General features: G+C 26.7%; 19 protein-coding genes, 1 tRNA gene and 1 pseudogene. 10 read left to right on the forward strand and 11 right to left on the reverse strand.

From position 1 onward, the window contains the following. From KQ44_RS00680 to KQ44_RS00710, 7 genes are all read right to left on the reverse strand, one after another. The coding region (locus KQ44_RS00680; protein ID WP_096735811.1) for a hypothetical protein at positions 1-474 on the reverse strand (474 nt) is incomplete at its 3' end. Beyond that, on the reverse strand, positions 474-1,037 hold the full coding sequence (gene efp, locus KQ44_RS00685; RefSeq protein ID WP_013114470.1) for an elongation factor P: 564 nt from the start codon (positions 1,035-1,037) through the stop codon (positions 474-476). The genes KQ44_RS00680 and efp, both read right to left, overlap by 1 nt. A gap of 62 nt (positions 1,038-1,099) precedes the next feature. Beyond that, a complete protein-coding gene (gene clpX, locus KQ44_RS00690) occupies positions 1,100-2,335 on the reverse strand; it encodes an ATP-dependent Clp protease ATP-binding subunit ClpX (protein WP_096735812.1) in 1,236 nt (411 codons plus the stop codon). Positions 2,336-2,528: 193 nt separating this feature from the next. After that, positions 2,529-3,131, reverse strand: coding sequence for an ATP-dependent Clp endopeptidase proteolytic subunit ClpP (clpP, locus tag KQ44_RS00695; protein WP_020004237.1), 603 nt, complete (start codon positions 3,129-3,131; stop codon positions 2,529-2,531). A 17-nt stretch (positions 3,132-3,148) separates the two neighbouring features. After that, a complete protein-coding gene (locus KQ44_RS00700) occupies positions 3,149-4,459 on the reverse strand; it encodes a trigger factor (RefSeq protein WP_096735813.1) in 1,311 nt (436 codons plus the stop codon). A 90-nt stretch (positions 4,460-4,549) separates the two neighbouring features. Then, positions 4,550-4,622: transfer RNA gene (locus tag KQ44_RS00705), tRNA-Gly, on the reverse strand. Positions 4,623-4,683: 61 nt separating this feature from the next. Further along, the gene (locus tag KQ44_RS00710) at positions 4,684-5,493 is read right to left on the reverse strand and encodes a Cof-type HAD-IIB family hydrolase (RefSeq protein WP_096735814.1); all 810 of its coding nucleotides are present in this window, start codon (positions 5,491-5,493) and stop codon (positions 4,684-4,686) included. A 304-nt stretch (positions 5,494-5,797) separates the two neighbouring features. On the opposite strand from KQ44_RS00710, the gene KQ44_RS00715 reads away from it, so the two are divergent. The 8 genes and pseudogenes from KQ44_RS00715 to KQ44_RS00745 all read left to right on the forward strand — a co-directional run bounded on the left by KQ44_RS00715 (position 5,798) and on the right by KQ44_RS00745 (position 14,923). After that, a complete protein-coding gene (locus KQ44_RS00715) occupies positions 5,798-7,273 on the forward strand; it encodes an MBOAT family O-acyltransferase (RefSeq protein ID WP_096735815.1) in 1,476 nt (491 codons plus the stop codon). Positions 7,274-7,727: 454 nt separating this feature from the next. Continuing rightward, the gene (locus KQ44_RS00720; RefSeq protein WP_096735816.1) at positions 7,728-9,158 is read left to right on the forward strand and encodes an SGNH/GDSL hydrolase family protein; all 1,431 of its coding nucleotides are present in this window, start codon (positions 7,728-7,730) and stop codon (positions 9,156-9,158) included. A 178-nt stretch (positions 9,159-9,336) separates the two neighbouring features. Beyond that, positions 9,337-9,912, forward strand: coding sequence for a hypothetical protein (locus KQ44_RS00725; protein WP_096735817.1), 576 nt, complete (start codon positions 9,337-9,339; stop codon positions 9,910-9,912). Positions 9,913-10,098: 186 nt separating this feature from the next. Then, positions 10,099-10,671, forward strand: a complete 573-nt coding sequence (locus KQ44_RS00730) for a hypothetical protein (protein ID WP_096735818.1) — start codon at positions 10,099-10,101, stop codon at positions 10,669-10,671. Positions 10,672-10,992: 321 nt separating this feature from the next. After that, the gene (locus tag KQ44_RS15515) at positions 10,993-11,631 is read left to right on the forward strand and encodes a leucine-rich repeat protein (RefSeq protein ID WP_346426121.1); all 639 of its coding nucleotides are present in this window, start codon (positions 10,993-10,995) and stop codon (positions 11,629-11,631) included. An 18-nt stretch (positions 11,632-11,649) separates the two neighbouring features. Then, positions 11,650-12,021 (forward strand): annotated as a pseudogene (locus KQ44_RS15520) (leucine-rich repeat domain-containing protein); the annotation flags it as partial. Positions 12,022-12,169: 148 nt separating this feature from the next. Beyond that, a complete protein-coding gene (locus KQ44_RS00740) occupies positions 12,170-13,000 on the forward strand; it encodes a leucine-rich repeat domain-containing protein (protein WP_096735819.1) in 831 nt (276 codons plus the stop codon). Between the two features lie 249 nt (positions 13,001-13,249). After that, the gene (locus tag KQ44_RS00745) at positions 13,250-14,923 is read left to right on the forward strand and encodes a vWA domain-containing protein (RefSeq protein WP_096735820.1); all 1,674 of its coding nucleotides are present in this window, start codon (positions 13,250-13,252) and stop codon (positions 14,921-14,923) included. Between the two features lie 58 nt (positions 14,924-14,981). On the opposite strand, the gene KQ44_RS00750 is transcribed toward KQ44_RS00745, so the two are convergent. Further along, a complete protein-coding gene (locus KQ44_RS00750; RefSeq protein ID WP_096735821.1) occupies positions 14,982-15,545 on the reverse strand; it encodes a phosphatase PAP2 family protein in 564 nt (187 codons plus the stop codon). A gap of 135 nt (positions 15,546-15,680) precedes the next feature. Between KQ44_RS00750 and KQ44_RS00755 the strand changes: the two genes are divergently transcribed. Further along, positions 15,681-16,322: an ankyrin repeat domain-containing protein gene (locus tag KQ44_RS00755; protein ID WP_096735822.1), complete on the forward strand. Its 642-nt coding sequence runs from the start codon at positions 15,681-15,683 to the stop codon at positions 16,320-16,322. Positions 16,323-16,390: 68 nt separating this feature from the next. Here the strand turns inward: KQ44_RS00755 and KQ44_RS00760 are convergent, their stop codons facing one another. Both KQ44_RS00760 and KQ44_RS00765 read right to left on the reverse strand, forming a co-directional pair. Then, entirely contained in the window at positions 16,391-18,211 is a 1,821-nt protein-coding gene (locus KQ44_RS00760; RefSeq protein ID WP_096735823.1) for a LysM peptidoglycan-binding domain-containing protein, read from the reverse strand. 26 nt (positions 18,212-18,237) lie between these two features. After that, positions 18,238-18,516: an acylphosphatase gene (locus KQ44_RS00765; protein WP_096735824.1), complete on the reverse strand. Its 279-nt coding sequence runs from the start codon at positions 18,514-18,516 to the stop codon at positions 18,238-18,240. 85 nt (positions 18,517-18,601) lie between these two features. Between KQ44_RS00765 and KQ44_RS00770 the strand changes: the two genes are divergently transcribed. Beyond that, positions 18,602-19,201 carry a methyltransferase gene (locus KQ44_RS00770; RefSeq protein ID WP_096735825.1) on the forward strand — a complete coding sequence of 200 codons (600 nt, stop codon included), beginning with the start codon at positions 18,602-18,604 and terminating at the stop codon, positions 19,199-19,201. On the opposite strand, the gene KQ44_RS00775 is transcribed toward KQ44_RS00770, so the two are convergent. Further along, positions 19,192-19,860, reverse strand: a complete 669-nt coding sequence (locus KQ44_RS00775; RefSeq protein ID WP_096735968.1) for a phosphatase PAP2 family protein — start codon at positions 19,858-19,860, stop codon at positions 19,192-19,194. The two genes, KQ44_RS00770 and KQ44_RS00775, sit on opposite strands and share 10 nt — an antisense overlap. Between the last annotated feature and the right edge of the window lie 118 nt (positions 19,861-19,978).

Genomic DNA, 19,978 nt, shown 5'->3' on the forward strand with positions numbered 1-19,978 from the left:
TACTAAATTTAGTTTATCTTTAAAACTTTTATTTTTATCTCTTATCTTATTAAGCTCAAGAAAAAATGATTTTCTTACTACCTTCATAAAAATACTTATTCTTATCATTTCATCAAAAAATTGTCCGTTTGGAACTTTTAATTTTTTTATTATGATAAAGAAAATAGATAAAAAATAAAGAACAGATACTATTCTAATAAAATAAATAATAGTGAAATCTACACCAACTTTATCAAGATAAATACCCAAAATAGTATAGTACTCACCTCTTGAGTTTAATGCCTGAATAATAAATATAGCAAGAAAATAAGGAATTAAATAAAGCAGCTTTTTTATAGTTTTATAAAAAGACCTTGTAAATATTATATGAGCTATAAAAAGAGCTGCTAAAATATATATTAAGAAATTAACTTTTATAAAAAATATAGTTATTAATATAAATAAAGCTAAGATAATAGTAAATATATAAAGCATTATTTATTTACACGTTCAACATAGCTGTCATCTCTTGTATCAACTTTAATTTTATCACCTATATTTATGAATAAAGGTACATTAATCTCAATACCAGTTTCAAGTTTAGCAGGCTTTAATGTAGTACCTGTAGTATCGCCTTTGAAACCAGGTTCTGTATAAGTAACTTCCAATACCACATGTATAGGAAAACGTACTGCTGTAACTTCATCATTAATATACTGTAAATCTACTTCGCTGTTATCTAATAAATAATATTTACTCTCACCTAATATATCAGCACTTACATGAACCTGCTCATAATTATCTAATATCATAAATACATAACTGTCGCCTTCTTCATAAAGATACTGAGCTTTTTTATATGATAAATCAGCCTCTTCAACACTTTCTGTAGATGAAAAAGTTTTTTCTATCATATTGCCTTTAAGCATATTTTTTAATTTAGTTTTTACATTTGCTTTTCTCTGCTGAGCTCTGTGAAAGTGAGCATCTACAACTAAATAAGTTTCTCCGTCTAAAATTATAGCATCGCCTTTTCTTAAATCATTTACTGGTAACATTAAAACTCCCTAAAAAATTATTTTTTATTTTTTAATTTGTAATTATAATCAAATATATAAAATTATTCATTTACAGTACCCAATCTGCTTTCAACATATTCTTTATTAAGCTCAAAAACTTTCTTTTCTTTATCATCAGTAGGCATATCATACATAGCATCAAGCATAACACGCTCAAATAAAGCTCTTAATCCTCTTGCTCCTGTATGCTCTTCCATAGTTTTTTTCACTATAACTTTTAATGCCTCATCATCTATTTTTAATTCTATATTGTCATAAGAAAATAATTTTTGATACTGTTTAGTTAAAGCATTTTTAGGTTCTTTGAGTATCTGCAAAAGCTCTTCTTCTTTTAACTCTTCTAAAGTAGCTATTACTGGAAGTCTTCCTATAAGTTCTGGTATAAGTCCGTATTTAACCAAATCTTCTGTAGAAATATTTTTCATGATCTCATCATAATTAAGATTATCCATAGAATTAACTTCAGCAGCAAAACCCAAACCTTTTTTAGAAGTACGTTCAGCAATAGATTTTTCTATATCTATAAAAGCCCCTCCGCATATAAAAAGTATATTAGAAGTATCTATATGAAGATTATCCTGATGAGGATGTTTTCTTCCGCCATGAGGAGGAACAGTAGCAACAGTACCTTCTACAATTTTTAATAATGCCTGCTGTACACCTTCGCCTGATACATCTCTTGTGATTGAACGTGATTCACTCTTGCGTGATATTTTGTCTATCTCATCAATATATATTATACCTTTTTCTGCCAATTTTATATCACCGTCAGCATTCTGTATAAGTCTGAGTAAAATATTTTCAACATCATCACCCACATATCCAGCCTCTGTTACAGTAGTAGCATCCGCAATAGCAAAAGGCACATTCAAAGCCTTAGCTAAAGTACGAGCAAGTAAAGTTTTACCGCTTCCTGTAGGACCTATTAAAAGTACATTAGACTTCTCTATTTCTACATCATTTTTATCTTCTGCACTTTGAGTTATTCTTTTATAATGATTATAAACTGCAACAGATAAAACTTTTTTAGCATAATTTTGACCTATAACATATTCATCAAGCAAAGATTTTATCTGCTTTGGAGGAAGTATTTTTATTTCATAATCTTTTTCTTTAGATTTTTTCTTTTGAACATTCATGTTAAAATAGTCATTTGCTATAGCAGAACAATCAGAACATAAATATCCTTCATTGCCTTCAATATATCGGCTTAATTCTTTTAATTCTCTTCCGCATAGAGAACAAACTTCTTTTTTATCATTACCTTTTTTAGACATATCTCTCCAATTTATATATTAAAAAATATATTATCATATTAATCAATAATTAAGTTTATATATTCTATATTAAAACAAAACTATTGCAATAAAAAATTAATAAACTTATATTCAAAATAAGGGGCTTAAATATGCCCCTTATCATAAACTTCAATATTATCTTATTTTTTAATGTTAATATATTCAAATATTATTATTCTCTGCTAGAGAAAACCTTATCTATTATACCATATTCTTTAGCCTCATCAGCACTCATAAAATAATCTCTATCCATATCAGCCTCAAGTTTTTTAATATCCTGACCTGTATGATTAGCCATAATATTATTAAGTATGCTTTTCAAGCGTATAGTTTCTTTTAATTGTATTTCCATATCAGTAACCATACCTCTTGAACCGCCTGAAGGCTGGTGAATCATTATTCTTGAGTTAGCAGTGGCAAATCTTTTACCTTTAGCTCCTCCTGCAAGAAGCAAAGCACCTGCTGAAGCAGCCTGTCCTACACATAAAGTAGCAACATCTGGTTTTACATACTGCATAGTATCATACATACCCAAAGCAGCTGTAACAACCCCTCCTGGACTATTTATATATAAAGAAATATCTTTTTCTGGGTCTGCCGATTCCAAAAACAAAAGCTGTGCTATAACTATATTAGCAACATCATCATTAATTTCTCCGCCCAAAAATATAATCCTATCTTTTAAAAGTCTTGAATATATATCGTAAGAACGCTCTCCTCTGCTGGTTTGCTCTATTACATAAGGTATAGTCATATAATTTCTCTCCAAATCCATATTTATCCTTTTAAAAATTAATATCCGCCCCAAACATCACTTTCTTCAGGTTTAAATTTACCTGCATCTTTTTCTGATACCTGTACATGTTCTTTTACATAATCTAATATAGCCTCAGAAGTGGCTCTAGTTTGAGCATCACGCATTATATAATTGATAATATTCTGCTGTTCTTCTTTAGGAAGTTTAGCAAGTCCCATATAGCTTTGATATTGATACATTCTATTAGCATATTCTTTGGCTTTATCTTCATTAACTGTAATAGAATCTTTATAAGTATCAGCTAATTTTGCCATAATCATATCAAAAGTTATTTGTTTTCTTACATTTTCTTCATATTCTTTTCTAATATCATCATCTGTTTTAGCTACAGAAATTAAGAAATCAGTTTTACTCATTCCTCTGCTTGACATAGATCTTTCAAATTCATTTAATGAAGTTTCTAATTGTTCTTCATAATAGCCTTTTGGAAGAGTCATATTTACTAATTCTATTAATTTATTAAATAAAGTATCATTTACAAGCTCACTATTTGCTCTGTCTTCTGCTCTTTTTATTAAATGATCTTTTAAAGATTCTTTTACTTTTTGTCTATCTTCCTCTTTAGAATCATCTTTCATATCAGGCTTTTCTACTTTTACAATATTCATTATCAATGTAGCTTCTCTGCCGTCAACATAAGTTTTGAGAAGTTTTTTATCATCTTTCTTTACGCCTACAGCATTTCTTGCAAATATACTGTCATTTTCATCATCGCTTGCTACAACAGTTAATTCTTTATTGTATTTTTTATTTTCATCATCATCAAATTCTATTTTTACATATACTCTGTCGCCTATTTCTGATTTCAACTCGCTTTCATCAAAATGTGCAAATCTTTGAAGGGATAGTTTATATGCTTCTTCAACTACACTGTCATCGACCGTATATTTATTTTTTTCTACACTTATAGAAGATAAATCAGGCAAATCAAATTCTGGTATAGGATAATACTCATAGGTAAGATGAAGTCCGTCATCTTTATTTTCTAAGTTTAAAAGTTTAGGAGTACCCATAGCTTTAACATTTTTCTCATCATGATAAGTATTCCAAGCATCTTCTATTAAAACCTCATTAGCAGCACCTTCCAAAGCCTCTCTGTATCTTGAAAGTATAATATTATTAGGGGCATGACCTACTCTAAAACCTTTAACATTAACTCTAGGCTTATAATATTCTATTTGTTTTTCTAACTCTTTATTATAAGCATCTTTTGATACAACGAGTTTAAGTGTAACTAAATCTTTTTCATTGGTTGAAGTTTCAAAATTCAAATCTTTAATATCCATTTTTAATAATACCTTTATTAAACTTTAATTAAAAAAATTATAATAAAAAAATAACCCCAATAGAAAAGTCATCTACTGGGGTATAAGATGAGCGGGAAACGGGACTCGAACCCGCGACAGTCTGCATGGCAAGCAGAAACTCTACCAACTGAGTTATTCCCGCATAGACATTGACAATACTATAACATAAAACAAAAAAATGTCAACACCATATATATAAAATTCTAAATAATTATTTTCAAATTCAAAAACTTATTCAAAAACTCTCCTACCCCGTTTTCATCATTGCTTAAACATACATAATCTGCCTTTTTCTTTACATCTTCTTCGGCATTATCCATTGCTACTCCTACACCTGCATATTCAATCATCTCTATATCATTATAATTATCGCCAAAAGCTATTATCTCTTCTCTTTTAATACCTTTTTTATCACAAAGCCATTTTAAAGCACTGCCTTTATTTATACCATTAGCCAATACTTCTAAAAAATTGGTATGTGAAAATGATGTATGAACATTAAAATTTGACATTATATATGACTGAAGTCTTAAAAGTTCTTCTCTTTCACCTATAAATACCATTTTGCTAAACTCAAAATCATCAACATTATCCAACCCTATTATCGTATCTGTAATATTCTCTTTTTCTATATATCTTTCATAGTAAAAATCAGGTTCAGATACTATATATTTATTTCCGCTATATACATGAAGATATACTTTATATTTATTAACTAAATCTGCTACTGCCCTTGAAGAAGCCTCATCTATTACCCTATTATATACAAATTTACCGTTAGTATCAGCAATTATTGCACCGTTAAAAACTATAGAGTAATTATCATTATTAATCATATCTTTATAACGCTGCATACCGTTAAAAGGTCTTCCAGTAGAAAGTATAATTTCAACACCCTCATTCATCAAATACTGAAGAACTTTTTTATTATAATCACTTATCTCACTTTCACTATTTAAAAATGTACCATCCAAATCTGTTGCTATTAATTTTATTTTCTCTAAATTTTTCATAAAAATATACTATCATAAAATATAACAAAAACAAGCATTAAATAAAACATAATAATTATTTTTTACTTTAATACAAAATATAAAAAATAGACTCATTGCAAAATATTTTAATATTATTGTTTACAATAACTGTACAAAATAAATAATCAATAATTATATTAGAAATCTTAATTATAAAGATAATACTAATTTATTTATACAAAATACCAAATTAGAATCAGTTTTTTATCTAAATTATATTACAATAGGCAGTTTTTATAAGTTATAAATTTATATTTTATTTATATCATTATGAGTTATATAAATGCTTTTTAATTCTACTGATTTTTTGATATTTTTTCCTATAACGCTTATTTTATATTGGATATTTCCAAAAAAATTAAGATATATATATCTTTTTATAGCTAGTTATATATTTTATATGTTTTGGAATCCTAAATATGCATTACTTATGGGTACTTCTACTGTAGTAACTTTTTTAAGCGGCATATTAATAGAGAAATTAAAATATAAAAGAATAGTTGTAGCTTTCAGCTTTATAATAAATATTGCAATACTAGTATTTTTTAAGTATTTTGACTTTTTACTATTAAATATAAATATGCTTTTATCAGCATTTAATATAGAGCTGATAGAAAAGCCCTTTGATGTAATACTTCCTGTTGGGATATCGTTTTATACATTTCAGGCATTAAGCTATACTATAGATGTTTACAGAGGAGAGATAAAGTCAGAAAAAAATATTATAAGGTATGCATTGTTTGTATCATTTTTTCCGCAGTTAGTAGCAGGTCCAATAGAGCGTTCAAAGCATTTGCTTGGACAAATTCAGAATATGGATAAAATAAAAAGATTCGATTATCAAAGAATAACGGAAGGTCTTATTTTAATGCTTTTCGGTTATTTTCAGAAGATGGTAATAGCAGATAGAGCTTCTATATTAGTAGATACAGTTTTTAATAGATATTATATATATAACTCATCAGAATTATTATTATCAGCATTACTTTTTGCAGTGCAGATATACTGTGATTTTGCAAGCTACTCACTTATAGCAATAGGTACTGCCAAAATTATGGGAATAGACTTAATGGAGAATTTTAACACTCCGTATTTTGCTAGAAGCATAAAAGAGTTTTGGGGAAGATGGCATATATCATTATCTACTTGGTTTAGAGATTATCTATATATACCTTTGGGCGGAAACAGATGTTCAAAATTAAGAAGAAGTTTTAATATATTAGTAACGTTTTTGGTAAGCGGTTTATGGCATGGAGCTAATTTTACATTTATAGCTTGGGGTGCTATTCATGGTATATGCTATTTAATAGAAGATATTACTTCAAAGTTTAGAAATAATGTTTTAAATAAATTTGGTGTAAAGGTAAAAAGTCTCAGCTTTAAACTTCTTGAAGTAATTATTACATTTATAATAGTAGATTTGGCTTGGATATTTTTTAGGGCAGAAACTATACATGATGCTTTTTATTATATAGAGAGAATGTTTACTAAAATAGATTTATGGCGTTTATTTGACGGCTCTTTATATAAATTGGGATTGGACAGTTTTGAAATGAATATACTTATAATATCTTTGATAGTGTTATTTTTGGTAGATATTATAAAATATATAAAGAAAGAAACTATTTATGAGTTTTTAAAAAATCAATGCTTGTATTTCAGATGGGCTGTAATATTTTTCTTGTTATTTTTTATAATTATATACGGCAAATATGGTGCAGGCTTTGATCCTAAGCAGTTTATATATTTTCAGTTTTAGGAGGCATTATATATAGTATAAGAGTTTTATTAATTATTTATATAGAAATTTGTTAATTGTATTTTGAGATGAAGTTGAGTAAAAAATAAGGATATATTTATAAACTTAAATATTTTTAGTATATACTGTAACTATTTTATTTTGTCAACTTATACACTTTATATGTAATTATAAACTTTTTTTCCGCACAAAAAAGCTTCAAAAAATATAATTACTAGAACTTTATATTTTAAATATATGTACTAAATATATTATTATACCAAAATTGAGACTAAAAATGCAGTTCTTTTGATTCTTTTATACCACGCCACAGGCGGACAGGCGTCATAAAAGAACTGGGGTTTGGGGCAAAGCCCCATATATTAAAAACAAAATATGATTTTATTTTTGATAAACTATCTTTGTTTATATATATATTGAGTTTGAATATAAAAAATAATAGGCTGTTTATAATATGATAAAAAACACATTAAAAATTATTTGCTTTATAGCGGTATTTATTACATTACTCTGGACTTCCAGCAGAGTATTAAGATTTAAAAATGAGAATGGTATATATCAGGGCGACAGTTTTTATGAACAGAAAACTAACAGTATAGATTTACTTATTCTTGGAAGCAGTCATGTACATTATAATATTAATCCAGCTTCTTTATATAATAAATACGGAATTGCCGCTTATAACTTTACATCTGGAAGTCAGCCTATATGGAGCACTTATCATTATTTAGTTGAAGCATTAAAATATCAAAAGCCAAAATTGATTGCATTAGAGTCCTATATTATAGCAGCCAGCAGAACTAATGTTGTAGATTATCAGATAGTAGCCGCTACTTATGCATTAAGATGGTCTCAAAATAGAATAAACTCTTTAAAAGTTACTGCTGCTGATAGATTTGATGAGTTTATTAATCCCATGTACAGATATCATAATAGATACAAAGATTTAAAAGATGAAGATTTTATCCCTTATGCTAATAATTATAATCATTATAAATATTTCAAAGGCTATTCTTTTCATAATAAAACATTCCCTGTTAAAGAGCCTAATATAAAAAATATCAAAGATACTCTGCCTCTATTGGAACAACAGGAAACTTATTATAGAAAAATATTAGAGCTTGCCAAAACTAATAATATACCTATAGTAGTTATAGCCTCTCCTTTTCCTATGACTGATGATGAGGCTAGGCACTTTAATATGGTAGGTGAGATTGCAAAAGAATATGATGTCCCTTTTATGAATTTTAATCATTATTATGATGATTATGATTTAGATTTTTGGACTGATTATAATGATGCTGGGCATTTGAATTATAAAGGTGTAGAAAAATATACTTCTTTTTTAGGACAATATTTAAAAGATAATTTTGATTTGCCAGATAGAAGAGGAGATACTAATTATATCACTTGGGAAAGAAATGCTTTATACGAATACAATAGAGTTTATGATATGTCTTTAAGGGATATAGATAATATTCATAATTATATAACTAAAATAACTAATCTTAATGACTATACTATAGTAATAAATATGCTTGGAGAATACAACACTAATGACAGCGTAGTAAAAAGGCTTTATTCTAATTTTAATATCACTAATGAAATGTATACCAATAATATTTCTTATGTTATAGATAAAAACAAATTAGTATTTTCTTCAATGGGTAAAACTAATTATCTTTACCATAAAGAGCTTAATAAATACAATGATTTAGTAGTTGACAGCGGAAACAGAATAATGATAAGCAGGAGCAATTTAAGAAAAACTACCAATGGCATTAATATAATAGTATATGATAATATAACCTCTGAAGTAGTTGATTTCTTTGGTCTGCCTTATACTAATGATATGATAAGTGAAGTAATAGAAAGAAATTATTAATTTTTATAATTTACTAAGTACTTTTAGTTTGATATTTAGCAAATAAATTTATATAAATCAAACATATTGCGTTATATATTGTATATTTTCTTTAAATACCAACTATATATAGTTTACATAACATATAAACTCTTTATAATATCAAACATCAATTAATAATAAATTTAAGGAGTTTTTTATGATTGTAGGAAATTTTGAAATAAATGTAAAACAAAAAAATGAAATATCTGATGAATTAATAGGTATTTTTCAAAGAGGAATTAAAGGATTCTACGGAGCTAGTAGAGAATTAATGCTTTATTTAGGAAAACAATTGGTTAATGGAACAAATTATGCCTATATAACAAGATGTACACCTGCTACTCTTAATCCTATACCTTATTATGAATTAATGGTAATAAATATTGATACTGAAGGAAAAGCTTCTATTGCAAGAAGGGAGACTATAATTGAAAGTTCTCAAATTGGTACTGTAGGAGGAATAATTTGTTCTAGTTCATATGAAGCTGCTATACAAGAAAACAAATCTGCTGAGTCTAAGCATTTACTTGATTTATTTGATAAAGGTGTTTCTCACATTTCAGATTTTGATTACAAAGCTGATCTTTATTTGGGTCATAAAATAGTTAAAGGCTGTAAATATTATTATCTTGCAGAAGCAAAAGATAAAAAAGGAAAAAATAGTATTAAATTAATAGTAATATATTCTTTTATGGAAGAAATTGAAATTTCAGGAATAGAAGATATATTATAATTATTATCTAAAAATATTGAACTTATGCTGTTTAAGTGTATTAAATAGCATAAGTTTTTTATTTATAATATAAAACTCCCATTCATATAATTATATTAATTATTTAAATGGTATTGGCTGTATATTTTATTTTAATACCGACTATATATAATATAAAAATCAATAATAAATTTTAAGGAGTTTTTTATGATAGTAGGAAATTTTGAAATAAATATAAAACAAAAAAATGACATACCTGAAAATATTGAAGATATTTTTGAGAAAGGAACTCATTTAATAGGAGTCCATAGAGAATTAATGCTTTATTTGGGAAAACAAATAGTTCATGGTATAAATTACGCATATATAGCTAGATGTGTACCTGCCACTCTTAATCCTAGACCTTATTATGAATTAATAATAATAAATGTTAATGAGACAGGAAAAGTTTGTATTGTAAGAAGAGAAACTATATTAAAAGCTTCAGAATCTGAAATCGGAGGTATAATATGTTCCAGAGAAGATGAAGCTCCTATAAGAATAATTAATTCTACAGAGGCTAATAATCTGCTTAAATTATTCTCAAAAGGTATGTATAATGTTTTAGGTCTTGAATATGAAGCTGAACTTTATTTAGGTCATCAAATATATCATGGCTGTAATTATTATTATATTGCTGAAGCTGAAAGTTTAGAAAATAAAACAAAAAGCATTAAATTAGTAACGATGAATCTCTTTATAGATGAAGTTAGAGTTGTGGAAATAAAAGATATATTATAATTATAATATTACAAAAAATATAAAGAACTTATACTGTTTTAATTAAATAAGGCAGTATAAGTTTTTTATTGTCTATTAATTTTCATAATTTCTTTTTCAATAATCATAATTTTCTTTCAAATAAAATATAAAGTTTATTCAAAAACATATACCGCAATATTTTATGTAATTTTTTATAATACAAAAAAATAAATTATATAAAAATGTCTATAATATAATAATTTATATTTTTTTATTTTTTTAAATAAAGTTATCTTTTTTCTAATTTTTGTTATCATTATAAGATGATTATTAATTTACATTATAAGTTGAGGATAGAGATTGATTAAAAAGATTTTATTTATATTGTTGTCGGCATTAGTATTTGTATCATGTTCAGCAAAAATCATATCACCAAGCGGAAATTCTTCTATAGAAAGCGAAGGAAATGACCAGTCTGGAGGCGGCACTTTACCAACAGAAGAAGAATTAATAGCAAAATATGCCATAGATATAGGGCTTGAAGATACAGAAATAAGCCAAAAGATAGAAGAAAATTTAAAAGCCTATTATGAAGAGATGGGGACTTATAGAGTAATATTTACAGGTATTCCTAAAGATTATATGGGAGGAGCGGAATCTCTTTCTTCTTTAGTTTATGAAGCCGCTAAAAAAGCTGCTGCAGATAAAGTTGATGTAGATATAAGAAATATTGATTTTAAAGACGGAGCTATAGAAAGTTATATGTTTGCAGAAGGTCTTGATTCTCAAGCCCCATTTGTACTTAATTTTATATTTCCAGAAAATACTATAACAACTATAAAAACATTGGCATTTAATATGCTTTCTTCATTAAAAGAGATAACTATACCTTCATCAGTTACAATGATAGAAGACAGTGCATTTTCTTATTGCTCTCAATTAGAAAAATTGGTATTTGAAGAAGGAATAACCACTATATGGGCTAGTTCATTCCCGTAGGCGGAAAAATTAAAAGAATTAGTATTACCAAACACTTTAATTTATATAGAAGATATGGCTCTAGTTAATACAGGATTAACAGAATTAACTATACCAAATTCTGTAATATCAATAGGTATTGCGGCATTTGCAAGCTCAATTAATCTTACTAAAATAACTATACCAGCTTCAGTAACATCAATAGGCGATATGGCATTTTATGCATCTCCTGAATTGACAACAGTTATATATTTGGGAAAAACTCCTAATAATATAACATCTGCAGGAAGCAGAATATTTGAAGGTTGTACCAAACTCACTACTCTAATAATACCAAATGCTGATAATCCTGATGATAATGCTTGGAAAACTTTTTTAGGGGGAACTTTTACAACTGTAATAAAACAGTAATATGTAATTTTATAATAGTAACTTTTGGCTTTATTTTTTATTTATTTTATTAATTAAAGTCAAAAGTTTTTTATAAAGTTTTTATTATATAAAACTTATTTGTTGATTTTTCTATGATAATGATATCATCTTAAAATAAGGATATAATATGCTTAAAAAAATTATAATAACAATACTTCCATTAATACTGATGGCTTCATGTGCTGACTTTCATTCTCCGCTAGAGATTCTTGATAAAGAGGTAATGAAATATGGTATAGATGTAGGGCTTGAAGATTCTGTTATAAGCAGTCAGATAAGAGAGAGATTACAGGAATATTATAAAGATAATGGATATTATAAACTCATATTTATAGGTATACCTAAGACAGAATATTCTCAGAAAAATTCTATATCCTGTTTGGTACTTGATGAGGCAGAGAAAATTGGCGTATATGATATAACTATGGATATAAAAAATATTGAGTTTCAAAATGGTATTATAAATAGCTCTATGTTTATGGGAAAACCATCTGAAAATATAATACTTAATTTTGTATTTCCAGAAAATACTATAACAACTATAGAAGATTTCGCTTTCAACGGGCTTCATAAAAATTTGATAGAAGTAAAAATACCTGATTCCGTTATAACTATAAATGATAATGCATTTTCCTTAAACTATTCATTGGAAAAACTGACATTAGGAAATAATATTCACACTATAGGAAAAAATGCATTTCACTATTCCAGCGAATTGAAAGAACTAACAATACCAGCTTCTGTTAAGGTTATAAAAAGCAGTGCATTTTCAGGTTCAAGCGGTTCTAAATTAGAACTTGTTACATATTTAGGAACATCTCCTAATAACATAACTTTTGATGGAAAAATTTTTTCAAGTACTCTATTAAAAACTTTAAAAATTCCAAATGCTTCAGATATTAATGATCCCGCTTGGAAAACTTTTCTTGGTCATAATTTTGAAATCGTTACAAAATAAATATATTAAAAACCATATCTATATATTATGTAAACTCATATCAAAATATTATAGCGATTAATTATTATTTCTGATAAAAATGATGAGTTTAAAGTTTATATCATTACTAAAAGAAGTTAATAATATTTTTATATTGCAATTAATACACATGTTATGTAAACTTAAAGTAAAAATATTTTAACTCAATTAACATAACAATGCAGGTTTATGATATCCATAACCGATAATCATTTGTAGAGGGTATCAACTATGAGAAACATAAGATATAAATATTTATTTGTTATTTTATCGGTAGTATTCATTACTACTTTAGAAAATTTATATAGTCAAAGTACAGTAAACACTTATGCTGTACGTGTTACAGAAAATGATGTTGATGTAACACATTTAATAAACGGCTATCAAATCTATATAAAAAAGAAACCTAGTGTAGCAGGATATAGGCTTCTTTTGAGACTTCCAAATGGGGAAAGTTCTTATCTTTATATTAATAATACTGGAAGCAGTAATGCTGTAATTAATATAAGAAATACAGATTTTCATAATACACTTGGAGAAGCATTTCAGGCATTCATACCAGAAACAGTTTATTTAGACAGAAGAAACGCCAATTCTGTGTTTACTTTGAGAGATAATATTAACATCATATTAGAGTCTTATGATGCTAATAATAGTAAATTATTGGATAGTGAAATAGTATTAAGAATAAATAATGAAAATCAATCTCCGCCTACTATTACATTAAGAAATGTAGAGAAAGAAGGCGATTTATATGCATTTTATCTTTACTATTCAGGCGGCGATAATGGAAAATATGCTTTTTATGTAAGAGAAGGTAAAACTAATAATTCCTACAAATTGATAAATACTTCTTTTGGAAGCACAGTTAATGATGATAATAGTGCTATAGTATTAGAAGATACTTTCAATAGAGAATTAGGAAAAAAACTTTATATTAAAGCATATTTTAGACAGCTGCCTGAAGATAGGTACTTATCTTTTAATGTATTTAATACTAAAGGAGAAAGTTTTACTTATCCTATAGACTATTGTTTAGAAACTACAAATGTAAAAAAAGAAACTTTACCTCCTCAAATGCCTAGCGGAGGAAAAGAAGGTCCTGTACAAATAAGACCTGTTGATAATAGCAATAGAGTCATAGAACAGTCTACAAATACAATGATAGTAAAAAGAGATGTACTTGTAAATAATGATGAAGATATAAAAATACTATCTTCCGCACCTATTATTGAAAAAGAAGATGCAAAAAAAGAGCAAATAAATAATAGTGATAAAAAAAATCATTATTATGACGGCGAAGCTATGGAGACATTAATTAATGCAAGCAAAGCATTTAATACTCCTAATAACTATGCCGATGATACAGATGAACTTACCAAGAGTATAAAAAATGTTATAGACAGATACAAAGATGAAGGCAGTATTGATTTAGTTATAGTGCTTGATACAACTGAAAGTATGCATCCGTATTTAAAGGCTGTAAAAAGAGATATAAGAGGTATAGTTAGAGATTTATTTGATAATCATAAGGGGTCAAGAATAGGTTTTTTGCTTTACAGAGATGTTAAAGATACATATTTTACAAAGAGAATAGACTTCACAGACAGCATTAATACTATAAACAGAGAAGTTAATTATTTTTATGCTGCAGGCGGAGGTGATAAAGCTGAACCTATGTATGAGGCTATACAGGAAGCATTAGAAAAGTTTAATTATGTTAATGAGAAAAAATTATTAATAGTTATAACAGATGCTCCTGCCAAAGTGATAGGAAGAGCAAATTTGGCATTAAATACTGAAACAGCAAAAGAAAAGGGAATAACCATAGAGTTTATACTAACTTCAGAGATAGAAGAGGAAGAAGATACTTCTGATGATTATTTATATTATTTTACTTTTTAGATGTTAATAATGAATGATTATAAGCCCTTATTATTAAGATGAGGGCTTTTTTTATTTATTATATGAATTTTTTTATTAATTTAATATTAGTTTTATTTAAAACAATATATATGGTAGAAGAAACAGCTATTCCAATAAATGCACCAAATACAACATCGCTTGGATAATGAACCATCAAATAAACTCTTGAAAAACCTATAATTAAAGCTATTAATAAAGCAATAAAACTATACTTTTTATTAAAATATAAAAATATAGGAAAAAAAGCAGCAAATGATGCGGTAGTATGCGATGAAGGACATGAAAAAGATGTTTCTAAATGTTTTCCAACTTCTATCCAATACTCATAATAAATAGGTTCAGTAAACGGACGCTCTCTTGCTATTAAAGGTTTTAGTATTACAGCACCTATCAATACAGCAATAAACAAACTAATAGCCATATTTATGCCGCAAATCCTAGTCTTTTTTATAATAATTAATACAGCAGATAAAATTATTAAAGTAAGTCCCTCTCCTATATTGGTTACCAAAGAAAAGAAAAAGTCAAATATTTTATAATTGATATGAAGATTATGAGCAAACTCTATTATAGCTCTATCAAAAATATTTATAATTTCCATTGTTCATTTTCCTTTACTAATATATAATAGATTTAATTATTTCTAATTTAATAGAACTAAAAACAGTTAATTTTATTTATCGTAATATTATTTAATTTGTTAGTATAATGTTTTTTATAAAAAAGAGTTTCTATTATGAAAAATATACTATTAATGTTATTAACATTATTATTTATATCATGCAATAGTTTTTCTTATAAAGAAATAATATCATATGCTTTAATTATTTCTTCAGAAAAAGGAAATGAAAAAATAGTAAATATATTATTGAAATGCAATACAGATATTAATATGAAAGATGATGAATACGGTTATACTGCTTTAATGAAAGCCTCATCAAAAGGTTATACAAAAATAGTAAATACATTATTACAGCATAATGCTGATGTCAATATTCAAAATTATGATGGACGAACTGCCTTAATGCTTGCTTCATCAAAAGGACATACTGAAATAGTTAATATGTTATTAAATTATAATGCTGATGTAAATATAAAATGTGATAATGACCGTACTGCTTTGATAGAAGCCGCGGTAAGCGGATACACTGAAATAGTTAATATGTTATTAGAACATAATGCTGATATAAATGTTAAAAGTTACGACGGACGAACTGCTTTAATAAGAGCCTCTCAAAAAGGATATGAAGAAATAGTAAATATATTATTAAAATATAATGCTGATACAGCTATAAAAGATATATCTGGTTTTACGGCATTAGATTATGCTTTATACGCTGGAAATTCTAATATCATAAAAATGCTTGAAGATAACTAGACTTATTCTTAAAACAAAATTAATAAATATTTAAATTAAAACATTTATCTAAAAAACTATAACTTATACTATCCTCTAGGAAGTAATTTTGTAGGATCTATTGCTCTTCCCTGATATGATATTTTGAAATAAAGCTCGCTTCTGTCTATCATACCAGTATCTCCTATATCTCCTATATACTCCCCTTTACTTACAATATCTCCAAGTTTAACATTAACTTTTGACAAATGAGCATAGGAAGTATTGTATCCATTTTTATGCTTTAATATAATAACTGTGCCAAATCCTCGTACATTATCAACATATTCAACTATTCCGTCATCTGAGGCTACAACCTTATCTCCCACATCTCCCAAAATATTAATGCCTCTGTTTGCAAGTTTATCCGATGTTACACCATATCCAGAAACTATTATACCTTTATAAGGCCATATAAAAGAACTTTCAGGCAATATGCTGTCATCATTAAGTGAATATGATATCATTTTTACAGTCTGCACTTTTATGCTGGCTCCTATATAAAGTTTATATTCATTGGCATTTTTTATATTATTAAGCTGCATAAGACTTCTTAAATCCATTTTATGACTTTTAGCTATAGAATATAAAGTATCTCCGCTTTTTACCTTATATATAGATGTAACTAGTGTAGATGTTTTTGGAGAATTGGCATATACTTTTAATGTATCACCTATTTTTAATATATATTTATCATTTAGATTATTTAAAGAATAAAGTTCTACCAAATCCATTCCTCTGGCTAATGCTATTTCGCTTAAAGTATCTCCACTTTTTACTTTATAATTTTCTAAAGTTCTGTACTGTGAAGGTTTTGACGATGTATTTATATTAACATTATCATATAATTTTAGAGTATCACCTACTTTAAGAACATAATTACTTTTTAATCCGTTTAATGCGAGTAAATCATTTAATGACATAGAGTTTTTTGCTGCTATTTCACCTAAAGTATCTCCGTATTTTACTTTATATGTTTTTATAGTTTTACTTTGTGCATTTGAAGAGCTTTTTGCATATATTTTTAATTTTTCACCAGTTCTTAATTTATATTTAAGAGGATCATCAATATTATTTATTTTTAAAAATTCATTAACACTTATATCATTTTGAAAAGCTATGCCGTATAGAGTATCTCCGCTCTTTACAGTATAGTATTCTATTTCTTTTTGCGTATTAGAAACTGAATTATTATTATTTTCTTTTTCAACTCTTTCTGATTTTGCTACGTACATAGTTTTTCCTACGTAGAGCTTATATTTATTAGGGTCATCTATATTATTTATTTTCAAAAATTCACTTGCAGTCATACCATGAGCGAATGCTATACCATATAAAGTATCGCCGCTTTTTACTTTATATGTATCATAGTCAGAAATATTATCTTTAGAAGGAGATAAATTAGATGAGTTATTAGAAGCAGATGAAGTATTATTTGCTACTTTTAGAATCTCTCCAATTTTTAAATTGTATTTGTTTGGGTCTTTAATATTATTAATAGCTAAAAACTCATTTGCAGTCATACCATGGGAGAATGCTATGCCGTATAAAGAATCTCCATTTTTTACTTTATAGTCTTTATATGATTTGTTCTCTTCTCCTTTCAAACCATATACTTTATTTTCAGAATCATATACTAAACTGTATCCAGCCTCTTTTACTTTTAGAGTTTCACCTACTTTTAATTTATATTCATTAGGGTCTTTGATATTATTTAATTTTAAAAACTCACTTGCACTCATGTCATGAGCGAATGCTATACCGTAGAGAGTATCGCCGTTTTTTACTTTATAATCTATATAATTAGCCCCAAAGCTAATACTAAAGAATGTGCATCCTATAATAGATGCATATTTAAAAACATTTTTCATAATTTTATTAGTTCAAGTAAAGGTTATTAATTTGCAATTTCAAAAACTTCGTCTACAAGCGGGTCAGAAGGAGTAATAGTAACTGTAGATTCTTTAACACTTGACATTTGAGGACCTATTTTTATCTTTTCCACAAACTCATCAATATCCTTTTTACTTTCTAAATATCCCACTACTTCAACAGAACCATCATAATTGTTCCATACTTTTCCGCTGACTTTCATCTCATCAGCTATCTGTTTTGCATAGTATCTGAAACCTACGCCTTGAACTCTTCCTTTTAATATAATATCTACTTTAAACATACTACGATTATCGGAAAAGTATTTTAGTTAATTTATACTGTATATAAAAATTGACAATTTATACAAACAATATAAAATTATAATAATGATTAATGTAGAAATAAAAAATATAAAACTTCAATTTATAACTGATGATAAACTTTTCTCTCCCAAAAAAATAGATACTGGTACATTATCTATGCTTGAAGAAATTGATTTTAGTTTAGAAAGCAGAGTTCTGGATTTAGGCTGCGGATATGGAATAGTAGGAATACTTGCAGCAAAGATTATCGGAGAAGATAAAGTTGTAATGTGCGATATAGATGATAATGCTGTAAATATATCGAAAGAAAATGCCTTATTAAACGGCTTTGAAAATATAAGCATTATAAAAAGCGATGGGCTTAAAAATATAAATTATAAAGATTTTTCTATAATACTTTCAAATCCTCCGTATCACAGCGATTTTTCTACAGCAAAACACTTTATAGAAGAAGGTTTTTACAAATTAATATTAAACGGAAGATTTGTTATGGTTACTAAAAGGCTTGATTGGTATAAAAACAAATTAACATCCATTTTCGGCGGAGTAAAGATAATAGAAAAAAATGGATACTATATATTTATATCAGAAAAACGTAATAATATACCATCAAATAAAATAAAAAAGAGATTAAAAAAGGCAAATAAAAATAATCATAAATGACCAAATATAGGAAGACCCGTTATATAATAAAAAGCGGCATTTGATAAGAAACCTATTATAGTACCGAATATTATACCAAATACTACATCAAAAGGATAATGAAGACCTACATATACTCTGCTAAATGCTATTAAAAAAGCTATTGGATAGAATAATAATGCAGAATATGTGCTATAGCTTCCCATACAAAAAGATATTGCAAAAGCTACCATAGTATGTCCTGATGGAAATGAATGCTTATCTGGAGGATACATTATAGGCACTTTATCATGCTTTTTATACGGACGCATTCTGCTGAAAAAACTTTTTATATATAAAAATAAAAATATACATAAAAATACAGCTGCTACCGCCCTTGAAAAATATAAAGCTGCATATTTTATTCTAAACATATAAAATAAAAGATAAATCAAAACCCATATATATCCGTCCCCCATTCTGCTCATAAACTTCATAAATGTTTTTACAGGACCTTTTCTATTATCTTTAAAAATCTTTAAAAACAACTTATCATCTACTTTCGACATAAATTTTATTAAAGGAAGGCTGTTTATATAATTAATTCTTTTCTGTTTTCTTCTTTTTTTTAGAATTTTTTTTATTTTTTTATTTCTTCTTTTTTTTATTAATTTAGATTCGCTATTTTTTTCTTTATCCATAAAAGAAGTCCAACTTTTAACTACCATAATAAAATATCATAAAATACAAATAAATCAACTATTTATAAATTCTTTATATTTTACTAAAAATATATTCGTATTATATGTTTTAATATAC

It is taken from the genome of Brachyspira sp. G79 (assembly GCF_002379365.1).
Classification (GTDB): Bacteria; Spirochaetota; Brachyspiria; order Brachyspirales; family Brachyspiraceae; genus Brachyspira.